At 42.3% G+C, this 20579-nt stretch carries 14 protein-coding genes; 1 reads left to right on the top strand and 13 read right to left on the bottom strand.

Features of this window, described 5'->3' with window-relative positions:
* Positions 1 to 13 precede the first annotated feature (13 nt).
* From HUW48_RS07585 to HUW48_RS07575, 3 genes are all read right to left on the bottom strand, one after another.
* Positions 14 to 2239, bottom strand: coding sequence for a malectin domain-containing carbohydrate-binding protein (locus HUW48_RS07585; RefSeq protein WP_182415101.1), 2226 nt, complete (start codon positions 2237 to 2239; stop codon positions 14 to 16).
* A gap of 815 nt (positions 2240 to 3054) precedes the next feature.
* Positions 3055 to 4164, bottom strand: a complete 1110-nt coding sequence (locus HUW48_RS07580; RefSeq protein WP_182415100.1) for a ComEC/Rec2 family competence protein — start codon at positions 4162 to 4164, stop codon at positions 3055 to 3057.
* Between the two features lie 66 nt (positions 4165 to 4230).
* A complete protein-coding gene (locus HUW48_RS07575) occupies positions 4231 to 4830 on the bottom strand; it encodes a DUF4202 domain-containing protein (protein ID WP_182415099.1) in 600 nt (199 codons plus the stop codon).
* A gap of 112 nt (positions 4831 to 4942) precedes the next feature.
* Here HUW48_RS07575 and ruvC point away from each other — a divergent pair, with 112 nt between their 5' ends.
* Positions 4943 to 5515 carry a crossover junction endodeoxyribonuclease RuvC gene (ruvC, locus tag HUW48_RS07570; protein ID WP_182415098.1) on the top strand — a complete coding sequence of 191 codons (573 nt, stop codon included), beginning with the start codon at positions 4943 to 4945 and terminating at the stop codon, positions 5513 to 5515.
* 633 nt (positions 5516 to 6148) lie between these two features.
* Here ruvC and HUW48_RS07565 read toward each other — a convergent pair.
* The 10 genes from HUW48_RS07565 to rsmA all read right to left on the bottom strand — a co-directional run bounded on the left by HUW48_RS07565 (position 6149) and on the right by rsmA (position 20567).
* A complete protein-coding gene (locus HUW48_RS07565; RefSeq protein ID WP_182415097.1) occupies positions 6149 to 9604 on the bottom strand; it encodes a GEVED domain-containing protein in 3456 nt (1151 codons plus the stop codon).
* Between the two features lie 468 nt (positions 9605 to 10072).
* Positions 10073 to 10894 (bottom strand): sugar phosphate isomerase/epimerase family protein, encoded by an 822-nt coding sequence (locus HUW48_RS07560; protein ID WP_182415096.1) that lies wholly within the window; start codon positions 10892 to 10894, stop codon positions 10073 to 10075.
* A 103-nt stretch (positions 10895 to 10997) separates the two neighbouring features.
* A complete protein-coding gene (locus tag HUW48_RS07555) occupies positions 10998 to 11657 on the bottom strand; it encodes an HAD family hydrolase (protein WP_182415095.1) in 660 nt (219 codons plus the stop codon).
* Between the two features lie 280 nt (positions 11658 to 11937).
* Complete coding sequence (locus HUW48_RS07550) at positions 11938 to 14823, bottom strand: PVC-type heme-binding CxxCH protein (protein ID WP_182415094.1); 2886 nt, start codon at positions 14821 to 14823, stop codon at positions 11938 to 11940.
* Between the two features lie 260 nt (positions 14824 to 15083).
* Positions 15084 to 15950 carry a sugar phosphate isomerase/epimerase family protein gene (locus tag HUW48_RS07545; RefSeq protein WP_182415093.1) on the bottom strand — a complete coding sequence of 289 codons (867 nt, stop codon included), beginning with the start codon at positions 15948 to 15950 and terminating at the stop codon, positions 15084 to 15086.
* Between the two features lie 234 nt (positions 15951 to 16184).
* Complete coding sequence (locus tag HUW48_RS07540) at positions 16185 to 16583, bottom strand: HIT family protein (protein ID WP_317173777.1); 399 nt, start codon at positions 16581 to 16583, stop codon at positions 16185 to 16187.
* 5 nt (positions 16584 to 16588) lie between these two features.
* Positions 16589 to 17062 (bottom strand): transcription elongation factor GreA, encoded by a 474-nt coding sequence (greA, locus tag HUW48_RS07535; RefSeq protein WP_182415092.1) that lies wholly within the window; start codon positions 17060 to 17062, stop codon positions 16589 to 16591.
* A gap of 189 nt (positions 17063 to 17251) precedes the next feature.
* On the bottom strand, positions 17252 to 18205 hold the full coding sequence (locus HUW48_RS07530) for an NAD(P)-dependent oxidoreductase (RefSeq protein ID WP_182415091.1): 954 nt from the start codon (positions 18203 to 18205) through the stop codon (positions 17252 to 17254).
* Between the two features lie 226 nt (positions 18206 to 18431).
* Positions 18432 to 19781 (bottom strand): magnesium transporter, encoded by a 1350-nt coding sequence (gene mgtE, locus HUW48_RS07525; RefSeq protein ID WP_182415090.1) that lies wholly within the window; start codon positions 19779 to 19781, stop codon positions 18432 to 18434.
* Between the two features lie 3 nt (positions 19782 to 19784).
* Positions 19785 to 20567 carry a 16S rRNA (adenine(1518)-N(6)/adenine(1519)-N(6))-dimethyltransferase RsmA gene (gene rsmA / locus HUW48_RS07520; RefSeq protein WP_182415089.1) on the bottom strand — a complete coding sequence of 261 codons (783 nt, stop codon included), beginning with the start codon at positions 20565 to 20567 and terminating at the stop codon, positions 19785 to 19787.
* Between the last annotated feature and the right edge of the window lie 12 nt (positions 20568 to 20579).

Here is a 20579-nt window from a genome sequence, read left to right as displayed (position 1 = left end):
TAGGTCGTCTTCCTTATTCAATTACCAACCGCGACTGAGTTTCGCCGGAAATTGCTCCCCGACCTCTCAATATATATAAACCGCTGGATAATTGTTTATTAGTAGCCATCTGAGTAGAAACACTGCCGTTTTCGTCGGTAACTAAAGTTTTTACTTCTATGGTGTGACCAACTAAGTCGTGTAAAGAAAGGGTCACTTCTTCTTGTTGCGCAAAATTAGAAGCTTCTACAAAAACTTTTTCGCCGTTGCTGGGGTTCGGGTATACTTTCAATTGCAAATCTTTCATTTCTTCCCCAACATTATCGGTTAAATTTAAGTCAGAAATGGTATTAGCAGCAGATCCTGACGAAGATTTAAAAATTTCCACCCCGCATAGAGCCAAGCGGTTTACAGTTGGGTTAAATTTCAAATTCAGAACACCTCCGCTTACTGTTACCGCAAAATCTTTCACTAAAGCGGAACGGTAACCTACCTCTTTGTGGATATCAAACCCGGTTAAACGGTTAGTTCCTTCAATATTAATGTTGAAAACCCGGGAATTGTTAGATGGGAAATAGTTTTCGGCAAAGTGCAACCGCACGTAATAAGAACCATTCGCCATAGGAATTTCTACCCTAGTTTCAGCTAAGTTCTGGGTAGCCGATAAGTACGTTTGATACAAAACATCTTGGTCGGTAGCCGAAATTGGTCCAGGAGTTACTTGCTTATCTAACCGAACTGAACCTTTACGGTAATTTTTATCTGATTCCCAAACTTTACCCGCAATAGTCATGCTCGCATCCGAGCCACCTTTTACCCGCTTCACTACGGTTATAGTAGAACCCGATTCGTTGGCAATACCGTAAAGCGGAATACGCAGTGGAGAGCCAGGAGCATTGTGGTACACTAACAAGGCAGCATTTTTTATGCCTTTCGCCGTAGGTTTAAAGCTAACACTAGCACTAATGCTGGCCTGAGGAGCCAAAGTTGTAGAAATAGCTTTAGCAATAAATTCTGCTTTATTAGGACCAGAAAGAGCCACGCTGCTGATTTTTATACTAGACTGGCCACTTCTACCACTGTTTTTTAGAGTAACAGAAAGTGTCTTGGTGCTTCCTTTTAATACAGAACCAAAATCCCGATCAGAAGGAGTTACCGCTAATTCAACATTAACCTGACCAGATTCCGGTCTGATATTGGTAACATAATATACGTTATCCTGGTAATCGTAATTAGTAAATTCAGTACCCAGATAATCCGCACCAATAATGTAGGCATTAGCAATAATTTTACCATTGGCATCCACGGCTTTCCAGATACGCATACCAATTTTATTTTCGAAATTTTTAGCTCGGTCTGAGTAAGCACTACCTACTTTAAAGCCAAATGCGCCACTTGGGTTGAAAGTGCCTTGCGCTATAGCCGAAGAAGATCCGGTTTTTCGGGGCAACAACGACTGGCTATCTAAAAAATAATGGCTGGTAGCAATAGCTACATTGTTAGTACCTTTAGGGTACCAGGCAATTTTTTCTCCATAATAGCAGCAGCCATGGTAAGCTCCCAGTTGTGTTACCGTAACCGGTTTGCTGCCATCAACCCGCACAAAGTTTGCCGATAAAATTTCGTCAGAATTGGGAACGGTATAATCACCATCGCTATCACCATCATGCTGTGCGTACCCGGTTTTAGTAGTATAACCAAAGGCATTAATAATTTCCTGCGCCCAAGGTTCGCGGTTACCTTCACCTCCTTTTTGCCATAAGCCATGGAGCTTAACAACTTTAGACGGAGTAGTTTTGTCGTTAGAAGTAATAGTTAGCAGATCGTGCAGAACTTTAACCCGTGTAGCTTGATCTTTTGCAATAAACTCTACTGTAGTTTCAATGGAGCTACCCGCACTAACAGATATAGGCAAAGCTTTGGGCAAAGTAATTTTCCAGCGAGAAGTGCTGGAAAGAGTAAATTTGCTAATAGTAAGCGTACTGGAGCCGCGATTATAAATCTTCAGTTTTACTTTGTCGTGGTTGGCATTGTAAGGAGTGTAGGTACCATCTAAGTTCTGACGGCGCCACGGATTTTGAACCCGGGAAAGAACCATTTGGTCAAGTGCCGGAAATTTATCGGTATTTTCTACCGCAATGGTTTGGGCGGATCCTTCCAAAGAAATTAAACTGCCGAATAAGAGGAATACGCTAAAGAATAAATAAAACAGAGGTTGTGATTTTGATAGATTGAAAGGAAAAGTAGAAAGCTTTTTCATTTGAAAGGTAATCTGGTGTATTTAAATCAGTTTATAAGAGCTAATACAGTCGAAACACATAGTATTTCTAAAATTAATTTTAGAAATAGGTGGAGTAGTTGGATTGATTACCAGCCATTCTTTACAATTAAAATAGGAATTTTTAGTGAGAATCCTTAAAGGAGAACTATCGCTATTTTAAATTTAAAAAATGAACTGGAAGTGGCGCTAGTGCTTTAAAGCAGGATTTAAGTTTAATATAATTATTCGTATAAGTGTTTTTTGTTTAGTTAAGTAGTTTAATGCTAATTCTGGAATATTGATGAAGTTTACGCATACTAACAGACTTATGCAAGAATTATTTTAATTTATTATAGTTTTCGTATAATATTTTTCATAAACTAAATTTTATTGAAGCTTTTAGCGGGATTATAGATATTTGTATTTAACTCCGAGTACGGCTGTTTCGAATAAAAGGAAGCCTAGGGAATCTAATTTTTTTACAATGCCGAAGCTTTACCTACTATTTACAAATATAAAATAATAGTTAATATCACATATTATATCTTCTAATTTATAAAAAGGATTATTAATTGATCTTCACCAAAAGCCGTTTTCCTTATTTTATAAATTTTAACTCGGCTGTTCGTCTTCTTTCTTCTTGAAGTTGTTTCGCATTTATAAAAAAAGTAAAAAATTTCGCCTAAGGTGGTGTCTTCAACACCTTATAGAAGCTTGTTGCAACGAACTAATTGTTGCGGCAATTACCAAATAATGAATAAACTTCTAAAAAGGCGAAACAGCTTCCTTATTAAAAATAATATTAAGCAAATATTTTAAGGATTTATTTTGGTTGAAAAGGCTTTTGAGTAGTTTTTAGCCGGAATACTAATCGTGTATTTTTCGCCATTTGGCTCTACAGTCATTTTAATAAAATTTGCCTCACACTTTTCTTTCAGGTTAGCAATAAATTGACTGTTAGTATTATAAACTGAATCGGCGCGAATGTTTTTATGCAGCTGAAAATTACCTTGCAGAGAAGAAATACCTTTTAAAGTTTGAATTGTTTCGGGTCCGCCACCTTTACGCGGACCATTGTTCATAATAGCTACCGTTGGTGCTAAAGTTTTAATTAACGCCGGATTATTGCTTTGATCTAAGCCATGGTGATTTACCTGATAAACATCTACTGTACCTACCAGGTTATCCGGGCACACCAACGTTTTTTCTATATTCCAGGTTAAATCACCGCCATCAAAAAACCGAAACGGGCCATAGTCTAGCACTAGTACTGTGCTGTTTGCATTATCCGTAGTATTAATGGGTTTATCCGTTACATTACAATCGGCACCCGGAGTACGGGATTTTGTTATCGGAATAAATTTTTTATCAAAACCTAGTACCCGGAGGCTCAGTTTCGAAAATTTGGCAGGCAAACTTTCTAAATTTATTAATTGATTTGCTTGTAGCTGCGAACGCTTCTTTACTAACATATCTCGGTAAGGCTGAATGCGGGTGGTAAACTCTTTATCTTCAGGTAATGATTCCGGAATGCCTTTATCGTGTACTTCCAAAATGGGTAGTTTTGTCACCAATTCGGCCGCTCCGCCATAATGATCAACGTGCCAATGCGTAATAATTAAATGATCAATCTGAGTTAAACCGGCCACGTCTTTTGCTACGTGGTAAATTCTATCCGCATCCCGACCACCAGGATTGCCCGAATCTATTAGTATTGATTCGCCGGCTGGGGTAACGAGTAAAGTAGCGGCTCCGCCTTCTACATCTATCCAGTATAAAGTTAAATGTTGTGCTTCCTTTTTTACTAAATTCAAACTGCCCGCCTCGTTTTTAGCAGTAAGTGCCTTGGTTTTAGGGGAAGAACAAAACTGCAACGGCAAAGCAATTAACACGAAACTTACTAAACGGAAGACATTATTTTTCATACCAGAAGTTTTGGTTTTTAAAGAGGACGATAAACTATTTATTAAAAAACTGTAATTTGCTCGGAGTTATAAAGAACCCGCTAAGGCTTTACCTACTAATTGTTTTGCTTCATCGGACATAGGCAAAGTAAGAGCTATTTGTTGACCGCGCGTAGTCATTTTACGCCAGGTTTTTTGAACAATATCCACTACTTTTTCTTCTTCGTGCTGACGGGCAAAATCCAGAAAATAATTTTCCAGAAACACCAAACAAACAATATCTTCCAACAATTGGACCTCCGGATCAATCTTTAATTGTCTTTTTAAAACCAGAAACTGAACCCGGTCAATAATTTCCGGATTGTAGCCAACTTCCTGCAACTCTTGGCCAGCTAAATCGGCGTGGTATTTCCGGAGCGTGTTGCGCCATTTATTATAACCTGCCAAGTCCATGGAATACTCCCGGCGGGGAATAGTCCAGCGGCGTAAGTGCTGGCATCGCACCGCTAATTGCAAGGCTTCTGATGGATTGGGCTCTACTTTAAACAACCACTCTGTCATGCGCTGGGCATACAATAATTCTTTAGGATAAATTTTATCGTTATAAATCTCTGTATTAGGATCTTCGCTATTTAAGGCATCAAAGCGGGCAATAGCCGCGTTAAAGCGCTTTTGGTCCTTTACCATAAAAATCTTTAAAGTTTTGTTCGTTAAAGGTAATTAATTTCGGGTAACCGCTGTTAGCGGGGTAGTACAAACGTAACTTAGATTTAAGAATATGTTTGTATTTTTGTAGAGCATGTTACAAAATACCCCTACCCTTCTTACCAGTAAATTTATTCTTGGCGTAGACCCTGGCACCAATGTAATGGGTTATAGCATTATTGAGGTGAATGGTTCTAAAGTGAAAGTACTTGAATACGATGCCCTTTCGTTTAAAAAAGCACCCAATCACGCGGTAAAATTAAAGCGTATTTTTGATAATACACTTTTGCTCATTGAAAAATACTTGCCCGATGAAATGGCTATTGAGGCGCAGTTTTATTCCAATAACGTCCAAAGCATGCTTAAACTTGGCCGGGCGCAGGGAGTAGCCATTGCTGCGGCCTTATCGCGCGATATTCCTTACGTAGAATACGCTCCCAAACGAATTAAACAATCTATTACTGGTAACGGAAATGCCTCGAAGGAGCAGGTGGCACACATGCTCAGTCAAATTTTAAAGCTACCCAGCGATTCCCCTAAATTATTTGATGCTACCGATGCTTTAGCTGTAGCTATGTGTCACCATTATCAGAAAGGAATAAATACTCAGGCGGGCACCAAATCGTGGAAAAGCTTTATTATAGACAACCCCGGAAGAGTAAAATAATAGTAGATTTAAAAAAGGTGATTTTTGTAGTTAACCTTCAGTATCGATTCCCGGTGCTAATGCGGATTGAAAGGTATTTGTATGCTCTTTGGCTAGTTGGCTTCGTTTGGCTCTTTCGGGCGGGTTAAGCTTATCTTCCTCCTATTCTCAGAATGCACTGCGCATTAATGGAATCTTAGAAGGCCCTTTATAGCCAAAAATATAACTGGTTTTCTTAGCTAATTATACCAAATAGTAATTGCCCAGTTTCATAGATAATCAAAAGAAGTTCGAGCGCCTGCTTGCAATAAGTAAAAAGAAGTAAAGAATAATTAACGTGAGTTCGACATAAGCATATAATAACAAAAAAGCATACCTGTATTAGCCAAATGAATTAAACAATAGAGTTTCCCGTTAATTCTGTCATTCTGGAAGAATCTAACCAGCAAGTAACCGGTTAGATTCTTCCAGAATGACAGAATTAAAGAAGATGAGCTTACTATTTATGTGGGTTTTTCTTATCTCGAACTCACGTTAAGTTACAATATCCGCGTCGTTCAGGAGGAACCTATTTCGCTACGTAGCGAAATAGATTCCTCCTGAATAACGCGATAAATAAGTCAACTAAATTACTTTAGCAATTTATACTGTTGTTTACTTAGCCAGAATAACTTTTTGGGTGAGGGTTTGGGTAGTTGAGCGTAGGCGCAGCAAGTACAAACCCGCCGCTTGGTTGGTCTTCGGCTGCCACTGCACCTGGTACGTTCTGCCACTTTCGGCTTGCCCCTGAAACAAAGTCGTCATTTCCTGTCCCTGGCTGTTATAAACTTTTACACTTACCCCTTCGGATTGCGGCAACGTGAAACTTACCTGCAAGTGCTCCGTGAATGGATTTGGACGTACCGCTAAGCTACTTTCTAGGATTTTGCCATTAGCTAATTCCATTTCCGTACTCTCCCGCTTCGCCCCTATTATTTCTTCTTCCTCTACTGCAGCGTTGCTACCGGAAAGGGCTACCTTCACCAGCCAGTAATCCTGCCCGCCTTGGCTCGGCTGACTCTTATCCCCACTGATGCCCGACTCGGACCGGCCTCCCAGCAAGTACCCGCCATCCGGCGTACTCACCATATTACGCAGCTCCTCGTAACCTACCCCGCCAAACCGTTGGTCCCACTGCTTACTCCCACTACTCGTCAGCTTCACAATCCAGTAATCACTGCTGCCTCTACTGTTCTGGCTCTTCTCCCCGCTGAGGGGTGAATCGGACTTGCCCCCCAGCAAGTAGCCGCCATCGGCTGTTCGGATCACCGACCGCAGTTCATCGTCTAAGCTACCGCCGAAGCGTTTGTCCCAGAGCTTTTCGCCGGCACTATTAATAACTACCAACCAATAATCTTTGCCGCCCTGGCTGTTCTGGCTCTTGTCCCCGTCCTGGCCCGAGAGGCTGTAGCCGCCCAGGTAAAAAGCCGTGTTGGACAACCGACCCATGGAAAACAAATGATCTTTATCGCTGCCCCCGTACCTTCTATCCCACACTTTGTTACCTTCGCTATCCAGGCGAACTACCCAGTAATCTTCCCCGCCCCGGCTCAACTGACTACGGTCGCCACTCAGCCCCGAAGCCGAAGCGCCCCCCAGCAAATACCCGCCATCGGGGGTAAGCAGAAAGTTCTCTAAGTTATCGTTCAGGTTACCGCCAAAGCGCCGGTCCCAGAGCTTGGTGCCCGCCGCATTGAGCTTCAAGACCCAGTAATCCCGGCCACCCTGCGAGCCCTGGCTTTTCTCGAAACTAGCCGGCGAAGAACTATAACCTGCCACGAAATACTCGCCCGTGCTGAGTTGGGTAATTTTGCTCAGCTCATCGTAGCCCGAGCCGCCGTAGCGTTTGTCCCATTGTTTGACGCCCGCGCTGTTGATCTTTACCAGCCAGTAATCCCGGTCGCCGCGGTTGTTCTGCGTTTTATCGCCACCCGCCCCCGATTCGGAACTGCCGCCTAAGAGGTAGCCGCCATCTAAAGTAGCAATTAAGCGGTTGAGGTAATCGTTGCCCGGACCACCGTAGCGTTTGTCCCAGAGTTTGTTGCCGGCGGCATCGAGCTTAACAATCCAGTAATCGATAGCACCGCGGCTGGGCTGGCTCTTGTCGCCGGTGTCTTCCGAACCAGTGTAACCACCAACTAAGTAGCCCCCATCCGTGGTGCGGATCACATCCGTATAACTATCCCGGCCTAAGCCTCCAAACCGCTTGTTCCAGGCTGCATAGATGGCCGAATTGTTAATAGTTATTATATAATCTTCGGTTTCACCGTAGTCAAATTCTGTACAAGATTCATCGCTGGTTATTTCGTTAGCAAAATGCGACCTGACCCGTAAACGGTGTTGACCAGGCATAGCCGTAGCGGGAATAACTATTGTTCCGGTATATCCATCAAAAACTATCGGCGTACTTAATACAAACTCTCCTGCATCATCAAAATCATTGTCGTTGTTATAATCAATCCAAACGCCAAAGCCTTGCTCAAAATCTTCGGTAAGGGAAGCTTGTACAGTAATGGTATAGGTTTGATCGCGGGTAACGGTTGTGGTAAAATTGCCCGTGGGCGGATAACTACTATAACCTTTGCCTTGCGGATCACAGCCGGAAGCATTGTTAGACAAAGTGTTAAATTGGAAGCTCTGAATAATATTTAAATCATCGCAGCCATAAGTAATTACCGGAATGCAGCTCACCTCCTGTAATTTTACTAACCAGTAATCGTACAAGCCTTTTTTTGCCCCACTTTTATCATTTCCCATTCCGGAATCGGACCAACCTCCCAGTAAAATCTCGTTGGTTTCGGTAGCTAGAATACTAGTTAAATAATCTTTACCCACGCCCGAGATATATTTCTCCCAAACAGTATTACCGATACTATTTACTTTGGCTACCCAGTAATCATCTACATCATTCATTTCATCGGTAGGGTTACCTCCGCCTACCAGAAATCCGCCATCGGTAGTAGGAATTAAAGAATTTACAACGTGGCTCGTACCATTTACAGTTTTATCCCAAAGTTTATTACCCTTACCATCTATTTTAATTAACCAATATTCGCCAATACCCACTTCAAACCAGCCTTGCGTATCTGTTTTATCGCCTTCCGGGAAAGAATAAGAAAGACCACCCAATACATAACCGCCATCTGGCGTAGCTACTAAAGCTTCGAGTTCGTCCGAAGACTTACCTCCCAGCCGTTTATCCCAGATTTTAGTGCCGCTACTATTTACTTTTATAACCCAATAATCGGGTTGAATGCCTCCCCAAGCGGGTTCACTTTTATCGCCCCCAATGCCGGAGCTAGAAGAACCGGCTAACAAAAACCCGCCATCTAAAGTAATTACCAAGGATTTAAATACATCATTGTCCGAACCGCCATAGCGCCTGTCCCAAATTTTGTTGCCACTTTCATCAATTCTTATAATCCAAAAATCATTACTGCCCCGGCTCGCCTGCGTTTTATCGCCGGTTGCTCCGGAATTAGAATACCCACCTAAAATAAAACCACCGCCGGGTGCCGCCACTAACGCTTTCAGTACATCGTTCCCATTACCCCCGAAACGTTTATCCCACAGCTTACTACCATCGGCACTTATTTTTACTATCCAATAATCCTGGCCGCCCTGGCTCGCCTGGGTTTTGTCGCCGCCAATACCCGAAGAGGAAGTGCCTCCCAGCAAATAGCCGCCATCGGCGGTATTTACTACTACTTGCAAATCTTCCTGGCCGGAACCGCCATATCGTTTATCCCAAAGTTTATTTCCTCTATTATCGGTACTTACCAGCCAGTAATCGTAGTTACCGCGGCGCCCCTGGGTTTTATCGTTCCCAATGAGAGAATTAGATCGGCCACCGAGCAAATAGCCGCTATTGGTAGTAATAACACTTTGCAGGTAAGAGGAGCCATAGGTTTGAGTTCCACTGGTGATAATTACTCCGCCATAGGTTTGATCCCACTCTTTGCTCTGCGCATATGCTCCCGAGGCTATATTTAACAGAAATAGAATTGCTAACCAATGTTGCCAATTACTAAAAAAAGCAAGAGGTTGAGTGGGGTAAAAAAATACTTTCATACAATGGAGTTAAACGTTAAAGGTGCTAACAGATAAACATCAAAGAGAAAGCAGCTCCGGTAAAGCCTAATTATAATAACAGTTTAGCGCAGATAAGCAGCCGAGCAAAAAAGTTAGAGGAGAATAACTTACAAAAAAATATTTTGCTCTTTACAAACTTAACCGACAGTTTGATTTACTATTATTAAAAAACTTAAAACAAGATTTACGCTACCGGGCAGCCCGAAGAAGAGAATAAAAAATAGTTCTCTCCGCGAAGAGTCAAAAATTATGTAGAGGTGGCCAAAGCAAATAATTGTAAGCTACCAGGCCGGTATTTATAACATTCCCAAAAGGAGGGCCAAATTGAAACTACTAGAATCCCTCCTACCGGGTATCTATTAATTTAATTATAGAATTACGAAAAATAATTAAATAAATATAATGAATTTGTAAATTAAATGGAAAGTATTTTCATTCAGAATTATATTATACCTGATTGTACCTTTTTTGCAGCAAATCTTTCATGTATAAGTTAATTTCCCACAAATCAGCCAATGGTTCGCGGCTGTAAGGTTTTTCGGGCATGTAGGGATACGGACCAAATTCCGGACAAATAGTAAATACCTGGGTACCTTTTTGGCGGTGCGTGTTCACAATGGCATCCCACCAATTTAAATGGTGTTGCAAAGCTTCCTGCCACTCCGGAGCGCGCGGATCGCTAACTTGCGTCGATTGGGTATGTCCTACCCGGGCGTGAATATGATCTACCCGCGAAATAGCCAGGTCCATAATTTCGGGCTGGTCGTCCAGGAAAGACTCGCACACATTGCACCAATGCGAAAAATCGGCGGCTAACCTTAAATCTGGGAATTTATGCAGGAAATATTCGGTGCTGCGGGTATGAAAAGTAAATTTCCCGCGGTGCGTTTCGTGCAGTACGGGCACGCCAGTTTCCTGCGCAATTTCGGCGGCACGTTGAATAAGTTGGGCGGTTTGGTCGGGCGAATAATAATCTTTGCCAGTTTGTGAATTACTAAAAAGTGGCTTTAATAAAGCATTCGTGTACAAATGTTCTTCAAAAGAACGCAAATATTCCGTATAGGTGCGGCCGCTGGCAGCCCATTGCGAAGCAATTAAATCTAATCTAAATTCTTTTAATAATTCGCGTAATTCTTCCTGGCTTTTTGTGTCCAGGGGCACCATCATTTCTACCCCATCAAAACCGGCCTCTTTTATCTTGAGTAAATTGGCCTGAAGGGTAGGTTCCTCCATTCCCCAAATTGCCCGGAAGAATTTTATCTGCATCATTTAAATGGTTGCTGGTTATTAGCTGTTCAGTGTTCGATAAATAAATATAATTTATTTAATCAGTATACATTTTAACGAAAACTAATTTCATCGAGGCACCTAATTAATTAGGTAGTTTCGCTTTAGGTAAAGTTGTAAAAGCTTTTACTAATTCCGGAAATGAATTAAAACTATAAGCCGCATTTTCTACTTTGCCAAAACCATAAGAAACAAAAACAAAAGGCACGTGGGCTAATTGCGCGGCTTTGCTATCTGATTCAGTATCGCCCACGTACACCGGGCTTTGCAAATTATTGCGTTGCACTACCGCCTTAATGTTTTCGGCTTTTGATTGGCGCGTGCGGCCATGGGTTTCGTAATCAATAAAATAATTTTCTAACCCAGACCAGCTTAGGAAATCGCGGACGGTATTTTCGGGGCAATTACTTACTACCAGCAAACGGTATTTTTGGCTTAAATCTATTAAACCCTCACGAACGTTTTCGTATAAAACGCCTCCATGAACGGGTATGTACGCATCCTGATTTTGGCTTACCAATTGCGCTATTTGCCGCCTGTGGTCTAGGGAATAGTGTGGGAACATTTTTTCAAAAACCGCTTTTTCCTCCCAACCCATCATACTTTCTAAATCCGGACGAGTAATAGTTTTTTCTATACCAAATTGTTGCAGCGCTAAATTCCAGGAAGCAACGTAACTGTCGGTGGCGTCCCAGAGGGTACCATCCAGGTCAAATATGATACTATCAACCTGTTGTAGGTTCATAAAAAATTTAATATTTAAACAAAAACAAGTTTAATCATTCTGTCCTTCAGAAGGAATCTTATTGACTACGTAGTAAAACAATGTTTTCTTCTGGAAGAACAATTATACAAAACAGGGATTTACTTTAAATTGAGTTTTACCCTTTTATTTATAAGTAACAAAGTAACTAGGCAAAATTAATTTACTAAACTTAATGGCGAAATTACTAAAAAACGATTCTGATAGTTGATTGATTGCGCAAAAGTTAAATATCAAATTTCTTACTTGGCCTGTTTACTTATTACTCGGTTTTAGTATTCAGGGTAAGTAAATATTCCGAGAGGTTGGCCAAATCCTGTTCCGAAAGCTTTAGGGTAGCCGGGTCGGGCATAATGCTGGTGGTAAATTGTTTACGCGATGCAATGTCCTGGGCTTTAATTTGGTGTCGTTTACCCGCGGTATCTTTCAGAATTACTGTTTCGCCATCGGCCTGTAAAAAGCCGTAAGTAGCAGTACCGTCTTTGGAGGTAATCAGCCACGACTCGTACCCAAAAGCCATGGCCGCACTGGGGTTAATAATGGCACCGAGTAAACCGAATTTATCAAATTTTTGCCCGATAAACGTAAGTTCCGGCCCAATATCGGTGCCCATCTCTCCTATCCGGTGGCAAGTGGCACATTTATTTTGAAAAACAGCTTTGCCAGCCGCTACCTGGGGTTGGAGTTTACTAACCTGAGCCACCGATACATTGCGGTAAGTACCCGGCTTTTTAAAATAATCGCCCGCCAGTGTACGCACCGTTTGATCGGGATTGGTAAAAATAACTTTACTTATTTCCTGAGAAAAGCTGGATTCCAGTTTGTTTTGCGCTGCCAGGCTAATCAGCATCTGCCCTCCAACCTGATCGGCGGCCATGGTTAATGCCGCTTGCAAACGCTCTGGCTGGGGTTTTTCTTTGTTTTGTACCAATGCCTGCAAGGCTACCATTTTCTGATTTAAAGTTGTACCCCTTTTACCCGATATTCCAGTCCAACCAGCTAAAGCATACTTCGACCAGTCGTTTTCCTGACGGAATTGCAACCACCAATTGGCCTGCTGGGCTACATCTGGTAAAGTACTTTTGCTTAAGGTTACCATGGTAGCGGCGGCTTTGGAGTCCTTGGTAAAAGCCAGCGTTTCAATAGCTTGTTTGCGGGCAGCGGGTGTTAACTTAGTAGAGGAAGCCCGTTTTTGTACCGCTGCAATTGCTGCTACCGGGTGCAAGCGCCAAATTAAATCAGCAAAGCTATCCGTCCATTCCAGAGAGTTAGAATTTCCTAATTGCGCTAACAACACCCGGTACAATTGCTCTTCTTTTTTAGTCATGCCTGCTCCCAGGGCTTCCAGGTACATCCGATCTGTGCCATCGTATTTTTTAGCTAATTCAACTAAAATTTCTTTGGATTGTGTAAAAGGCACTTTCTTTAGCGCAATCGCTACTTCGCGCCGCACAGCCGCAGATGGATCTTTCGCCAGTCTAGAAGCGTAGGTCAGCACTTCTGGTTTTACGGAACGTAATGCCCGGAAAGCCGTGACCCGAATATCCGGATTTGGATCTTGCAACAGCTTTTCTACTTCTTGCTGACCTTGTGAGCCCATGGCAGCTAATAACCAGATTGCCCGGGCCTGATGATACGGATTAGTAGAAGTTAATACTTTTTTTATTGGTTCTATGGCTTTATCGCCTTGCGATTCTAAGGCTTGGTAACCAGAATACCGCACGTTCACCGCGGGACTTAGTAAGGCAGCTATTTGCCCTTCCGTAGCATTTAAATTGAACTGCGGCGTTTTGAGGTTTTTACCTTTGGGTGTTATGCGGTAAATACGTCCGTAACCGCGGGCATCATGCATTTGGTGGCCGCCTACAATCGGGTCGTACCAATCGGCTACGTAAATAGCCCCATCTGCCCCAATGGCCACATCACTCGGCCGAAACCATTTGCTTTCATCCTGCTCGGTTTCGTGCCAAACATAATTTTCGGTAGCATCTTTTAAAGAAGTTATGAAATTAGTCCGCTTTAAACCAAATCCGGCACCCTGCGCTTGCGGGTGATACCCAAATATAACGTTGCGGCCAGCATCGGCACTGAGCAACAAGCTCCGGTATTTTTCTCCTAAAGCATCGCTTTCATTAATTGTAACCCCCGTTGGGGAACCGGCCCCGGTATTATCGCCTGCCGGTTGTACCCCCGGATCGTCCTGGTGCCAATGCGCAGTAAATACACTTTGTCCGGGTCTCCGGTCGGGTTGCCAGTACCGGGAACCATCGGCGCTAAAATAACCGGCATTACCACCTTCCATCAGCCACGAAGTACGACAGGCAACAACCTGATCATCGTTATCATTTTGCCACATATTCCCGTACGAATCCACGGCCAGTTCGTAAGCATTCCGGAAATTATGCCCTACTACTTCCAAGCCCCGTCCATCCGGACCAATGCGCAAAGCTAATCCTCCTACATAAATATTTCCGTCGTCGCTCACCAAGGCGGGAGTGTTGGATTTAGAATAAGGCGTACCACCCGTGTACAAAGAACCGGAACGTAAATTCCAGCCGGCTTTATCTTGCACCAGATGAGGCCCGGCATTACCCGTGTTAAAATACCATTTTCCATCCGGGCCAGCCTGCACCGAATGCAGTCCGTGATCGTGATCCAAACCACCAAATCCTTTCAGAAAAACTTCTTTTTTGTCGGGTTTATCGTCGTTGTTTTCGTCGGTGTAAATAATAATTGACGGCGAACAGGATACAATTACTTTATTACCTAAAACTGCTACTCCCAAAGGAGAAACTAAATCTTTGTCTTGCACAAAAATTTTAGATTTATCGCTTTTACCGTCCTGATCACTGTCTTCCAGAATAATGATTCGATCGCCTTGCGGATGATGCAACACTTTTTCGGGCGAATTATTAAAATCGCGGTAATTTACGGCTTCGGCTACCCACACGCGGCCTTTAGCATCTATATCGATATTAGTGGGATTATAAAATTGCGGCGATTCGGCCCACAGCGTAGCTTCTAAATCGTCGGGCAAGAATAAGGTTTGCTGCCCGGCAAAGTTGGCAGGAGCCGATACAATCCGGGGTTTGTGCCCGGAAGTTGAAATTAAGAGGCAGGCAAGCGCCACAACTTTAGTAAATCTCATTCCAGCAAGGCTTTAATAAGCTTAGAAACAAAATAAAAAGTTTCGTAAATCGGGTGAAGTAATGATTATTTTAAAAGTAAATTTTGTTTAATTCTAAGGATAGCTATTAAGTAAAGTGACCCAAGTATCAGCTAGTAGCTATTAGCCTTTTATGCGAACAAATAATTGATTATTAACAGTATACTACAACAGCCTCTGCATCCAGTTTAGTAAATTAATCTGGTTCCGTTACTTATTTAATAAAATTTTAAAAGAATGGATCAGGAAAATATACTTCGGATAAATTTATTATTAGCCTGGTAGCTTTCCAGCATGGCTTGTTTAGGCGGCACGGCTCCTTCAATCTGAATCCAACCGGTATAGCCAATAGCATCTAATGCTCGTCGCACAGCTTTAAAATCTATTTTTCCCTGACCTAATAAACTACCGTTTTCTTTCGCGTGGATTTCGCAAATGTACTCCTTCCCTAACCACCGGATTTCGTCGTAAATATTGTACCCCATTTGGGTAGAGTTGGCCACATCGTAGTACACCCGTACATTTTTAGAATTTACCGCATCTACTAAATCTTTACTTTCCCGGGCACTTAACCACGATTCTATTCCCAGAATAACGCCCGCTTTTTCTGCTTGCGGTACCACTTTTCGCAAACGCCGGATAACTTCCTGCTGGCCAGAAGAATCCTTTAATAAATCGCCTTTTTCAAAGAAGGCGAGTAAAATAACTTTAACTCCTAAATTACGGGCTACTGTCATGGCATCACTTACCCACTGTTCCGTTTCGGGTGCTGATTTGTAGGGCACATTATTTAACTCCCCAATGGCCAGGCCCCCTATAGCCAAACCGGCTTGCCGGGCTGCTTGTCTGTATTGTTGTTGTTTTTCCGGCTGGCGAAGTTGCATGTTATTTGCGGCTGTACCTAAGCTTACCTGCACGCCATCCAAGCCAATTTGTTTGGCTACGGCAAAAGCTTCCGGTTTTCCCATTTGGTTGATGGACCAATCGCAAGCTCCAATTTTAAACTGTTTTGTTTTAGAAATAGCAAACAAATCCAGCGCGTGCAACAAACCTAAACCGCTCAGATAGGCACTGGTACGTAACACATCACGACGGGAATACAAAGTCATTCTTCTAAACTTAAACGGCGGGAACTCTACAAATTAACTTTCAACCGAAACTAGTATCTACTCCTTATTCCTCAAAATCTAATACAATTTTTACTTTTTTACAAAATATGAGGTCTGCTATTATTTACGATTAAAAAGTACTTACCAGAAACGACAGCGCAAAATGCGGGTAAAGCAGAAAGGGCTTACTTTTTTCAAAGTAAGCCCTTTTATATAACTTCTGATAAAATTGCTTCAGATATTCTCCCTGATTTGGTGCGCTAATTCTTCAAACTCCTCTTTAGTTAATTTTAACTTTGGATTAGCAAAATTCATATCATCCATGTTGTTAATCGGGATTAAATGAATATGCGCGTGCGGCACCTCAAATCCAATCACGGCCATTCCAATCCGGGAAGCGCCGGTAGCTTGTTTAATACCTACTGCCACTTGTTTAGCAAATACGTGCAAATCGGCGAGTAAAGAATCTTCCAGCTCAAAAATCTCATCAACTTGCTTCTTAGGTACTACCAAGGTATGACCAGGCTGCAGCGGACTTATATCCAGAAAAGCCAGAAAACGATCATCTTCGGCTACTTTGTAGGCCGGAATAGTTCCTTTTACAATTTTAGAGAAGATAGATTCTATAGCCATAACTACTAACGGGATATTTCTAGAACTTCGAACCGGATTTTACCTGCCGGAATAGTAATTTCGGCAACTTCACCCACTGATTTTCCCAGCAATCCTTTGCCAATCGGCGATTTTACAGAAATTTTACCCTGGGCCAAGTTAGCTTCTTCTTCTGAAACCAGCACGTAATCCATCACCATGTTATTGTTCAGATTCTTAATTTTCACCTTCGAAAGAATCAGGGCTTTACTTACATCCAGATTCGAATCATCAATCAGGCGGGCATTTCCTACTACTTCTTCCAGTTTAGAAATTTTTAATTCCAGGTGACCTTGAGCGTCTTTGGCAGCGTCGTACTCGGCATTTTCACTTAAATCCCCTTTATCGCGGGCTTCGGCCAACTGGCGCGCCACTTCCGCCCGTCCTTTGGTTTTTAGCTCGGCTAGTTCATCTTTTAACTTTTGCAAGCCTTCGGCGGTATAATACGATATAGATCCCATACATTTAGTTTTTCAGCAATAAATAAAACAAAAAGAACGGCCAATGCCTGACCGTTCCTTCTGCAAGTTAATATTTTTTTTAATATTCCTGTCAAGAGTACGAACAAGATTTTACTGGTTCGCGCTCTAAAATACCCTTGCTGCTTTCCGGGTGGTTTGCCGTTTACAGAAGTTTAAAAATAGTAAATTTTAAGACATATTTTCTAAAAAGGCCTTGATTTTACGCGTAAGCACCTGATTGATTTTATAATAAGATTCGTGGGTCCAACCGGCAATATGCGGCGATAAAATTACATTCTGAGCTTTAACCAGGTACTCGAAAGCTGTTTTTTGTTCAGCGGTTAACGTATTTAATTTTTCATTTTCCAGCACATCTAGCCCGGCTCCTTTTATTTTTCCGGTCTGCAATAAACTTACTAGTGCTTTTAAATCGAGTATTTCGCCCCGGGAAGAATTTAATAACCAAATATTTTTTCGGAAGCTATTTAAAAACGCTTCGTTGGCTAAATAACGGTTGGCCGGAGTAAACGGAATGTGAAAACTTAGGACATCTGCTTGTTCTTTTAATCTCTCCAGCGAACACAAGGTAGCGTTTTGGTCCGGCACCACAGAAGAATCATGATCGTAGGCAAGTACCTGGCAATCGAAACCGCGCAGCCTTTTGGCAAATGACCGCCCCATGTTGCCATAGCCAATAATTCCAATGGTTTTCCCCATTATCTCTTCTCCCCGGTTCGCCTCGCGGTACCATTCATAATGGCGTACTTCCCGGTCGGCTTTTACAATATTACGCAGTAAAGCCAGCAACATGCCCAAAGTATGCTCGCCAACGGCATCCGAATTTCCTTCGGGTGCGTTTAAAAGTTCAATGTTGTATTTTGCCAGAGCGGCTTCATCAATATTATCTAATCCGGCACCCGCCCGGCCAATAAAGCGTAATTGCTGATCTCCGTTTAGTAATTCTTCGGTAATTCGGAGTTTACTGCGTACAATTAATCCATCGAAACCAGGCAAGGCATTTTTTACTTCCACTGCTTTTAGTTCGGGTTGATACGAAACAGTTATCCCTATTTCTTCCAGCATGGGAATAATGCTGGGATGCATTTGGTCGATAATTAAACAGGAAATTTTAGGCGATGGCATTACAAAGATGGAATAAGTAATCGGTTTTAAATTTCACTAATAATCAGGATATAAAAATAAAGTTTCTTATATCCAGATTTTCGTGCAAACATAAGATTGTTCCGCCACTTAATTCAGAAAAGCAAAATATTTTAATCAACCGGATCGGATATTCTAAATTTGCTTAAGAGGCAAAAAACCAGAATTACACTCCAGATTTAAAAATTGGCTGATGGCAGACTGAAATTTAAAGTAATAACAAATGCGCCACAAAAAAGTAAACGGCCAGACCCAGTAAGTCGTTGGCAGTAGTAATAAACGGTCCGGCGGCAATGGCCGGGTTAATGCCGAATTTATCCAGCACCATGGGCGTAACCGTACCCATTACCGAAGATAATAGCACCACACTAAACAAAGCGGTTGAAACTACGAAGGACAAGCGTAAATCTTCTTTAAACAGTATATTAAAACTTAATACTAAGCCGGAAATTATTACAGCGTTAATTAAAGCTACTAAAATTACTTTTAACAAGCGCTGCATTAAATTATCGAGGATAATGGAATTATTCGCCAGGGTTTGAATAATGAGCGAAGAGGATTGAATGCCCACGTTACCTCCGGTAGCGGTAATAAGCGGCGTAAACATGGCCATAGCGGGTACCAAAGAAATTTCTGCTTCAAATACTTTAATCAGGCGCGCCCCTACTAAACCTCCGAGCATGGCAATTAATAACCAAGGCAATCGCGCCCGCGACAACCGAAAAATGCTGTCGTCTTCCTCAATATTTTCGGTAACACCAGTAATTAGCTGCATGGTAGTTTCGGCTTGTTCCTGCATTACATCCAGCACATCGTCGATGGTAATACTTCCGAGTAATTTACCTTGCGCATTTACCACCGGAATGGAATCCAGATCATACTTTTGCATGATATCCACTACTTCGGTATCTTTTTTATAAGTTTCAATAGAAATAACGTCCGGATCGTATAGCTGCCGAATAGGCGTACTATCGTTAGCCAAAATTAAAGCTTTAAGCCCCAGCCTACCGAGTAGCTTATTTTTATCGTCTACCACGTACACGCCATAAACTTGTTCTACATTCTCGGCTTGCCTTCTTATTTCTTCAATACATTGCCCTACGCGCCAGTTAATATTTACTTTAATCAGTTCTTTAGCCATTAAGCCACCCGCACTATCTTCTTCGTAGTGCAGCAGGTCAATAATATCGGCGGCTTTTTCTTCGTTGTCGAGCAGCGAAATTACTTCTTCCCGTACCTGTACATTTTGCTCGTTCAACACGTCTACCGCATCATCCGACTCCATCAGGTTCACGTAACGGGCAATTTCTTCGCTGGTAAAGTTTTTTAGAAAATTGTTACGGGTATCGGCATCTAGGCCGCTTAATATTTCAGAACTAACTTCGGGGTCCAGCAAATCTAAAACGTACTTCGACTTTTCGGCATTCAGCTCATATAAAACCGTAGCAATATCCGCGGGATATAGCTCTTCCAGGTTAGTTAAAACAGAAGTAGCATCGTTCAGCTCAATGGCTGTTTCTATTTCTTCAATAAAGAATTTTGTTATTTCCCGCGGCATAGGTTACGAGGCATTTGCTTCTACCAGTTGAGTTAAGTAAACAAACTCCGCTACCGATAATTGCTCGGCCCGCTTGTCGAATATGGGTTCTTTCGTAATTTCTTCTGGTAATTGGTACGGGCGTAAACAATTGCGTAAGGTTTTGCGGCGGGTACCAAAGCTCAATTTTACTACTTCAAAGAATTTCTTCTCGTTGCAGGGCAATTGTTCCACCTGGTTACGCACCAAGGTAATAACACCCGATAACACTTGCGGCGGAGGATCAAACACTTCCCGGCCCACCGTAAACTTGTACTCAATGGTATAAAACGCTTGCAATAGAACACTTAAAATGCCGTAAACCTTAGAGCCCGGCCCGGCGGCAATTCGTTCGGCCACTTCTTTTTGCAACATGCAAATTACCTCGGCTACTTGTTGCCGGGAATCCAACACTTTAAAAAATATCTGACTCGAAATATTATAAGGAAAATTACCGATAATGGAAAATTTACTCGGAAACAACTTACTTAAATCCAACCGCAAAAAATCAGCTTCCACTATCCGGTCGGTTAATTGCGGGAAATGCGCCTTCAGGTAACTTATCGATTCCCGGTCAATATCAATGATGGTGGTCTGGTAATCGGAATGCTGCACCAGATATTTTGTTAAAACGCCCATACCGGGTCCAATTTCTAGCACTTCGTTAACGCCAGAGGGTAAAGTCAATTGCTCCACAATGCGCGCCGCAATATTTTCGTCGGTTAAAAAATGCTGGCCGAGGTGTTTTTTAGGATTTACCTTCTTCACGCAATTAAATAG

It is taken from the genome of Adhaeribacter radiodurans (assembly GCF_014075995.1).
GTDB classification, from domain to species: Bacteria; Bacteroidota; Bacteroidia; order Cytophagales; family Hymenobacteraceae; genus Adhaeribacter; species Adhaeribacter radiodurans.
Note: the sequence above shows the minus strand (reverse complement) of the source record. Positions and strands in the feature narration are given on the sequence as shown.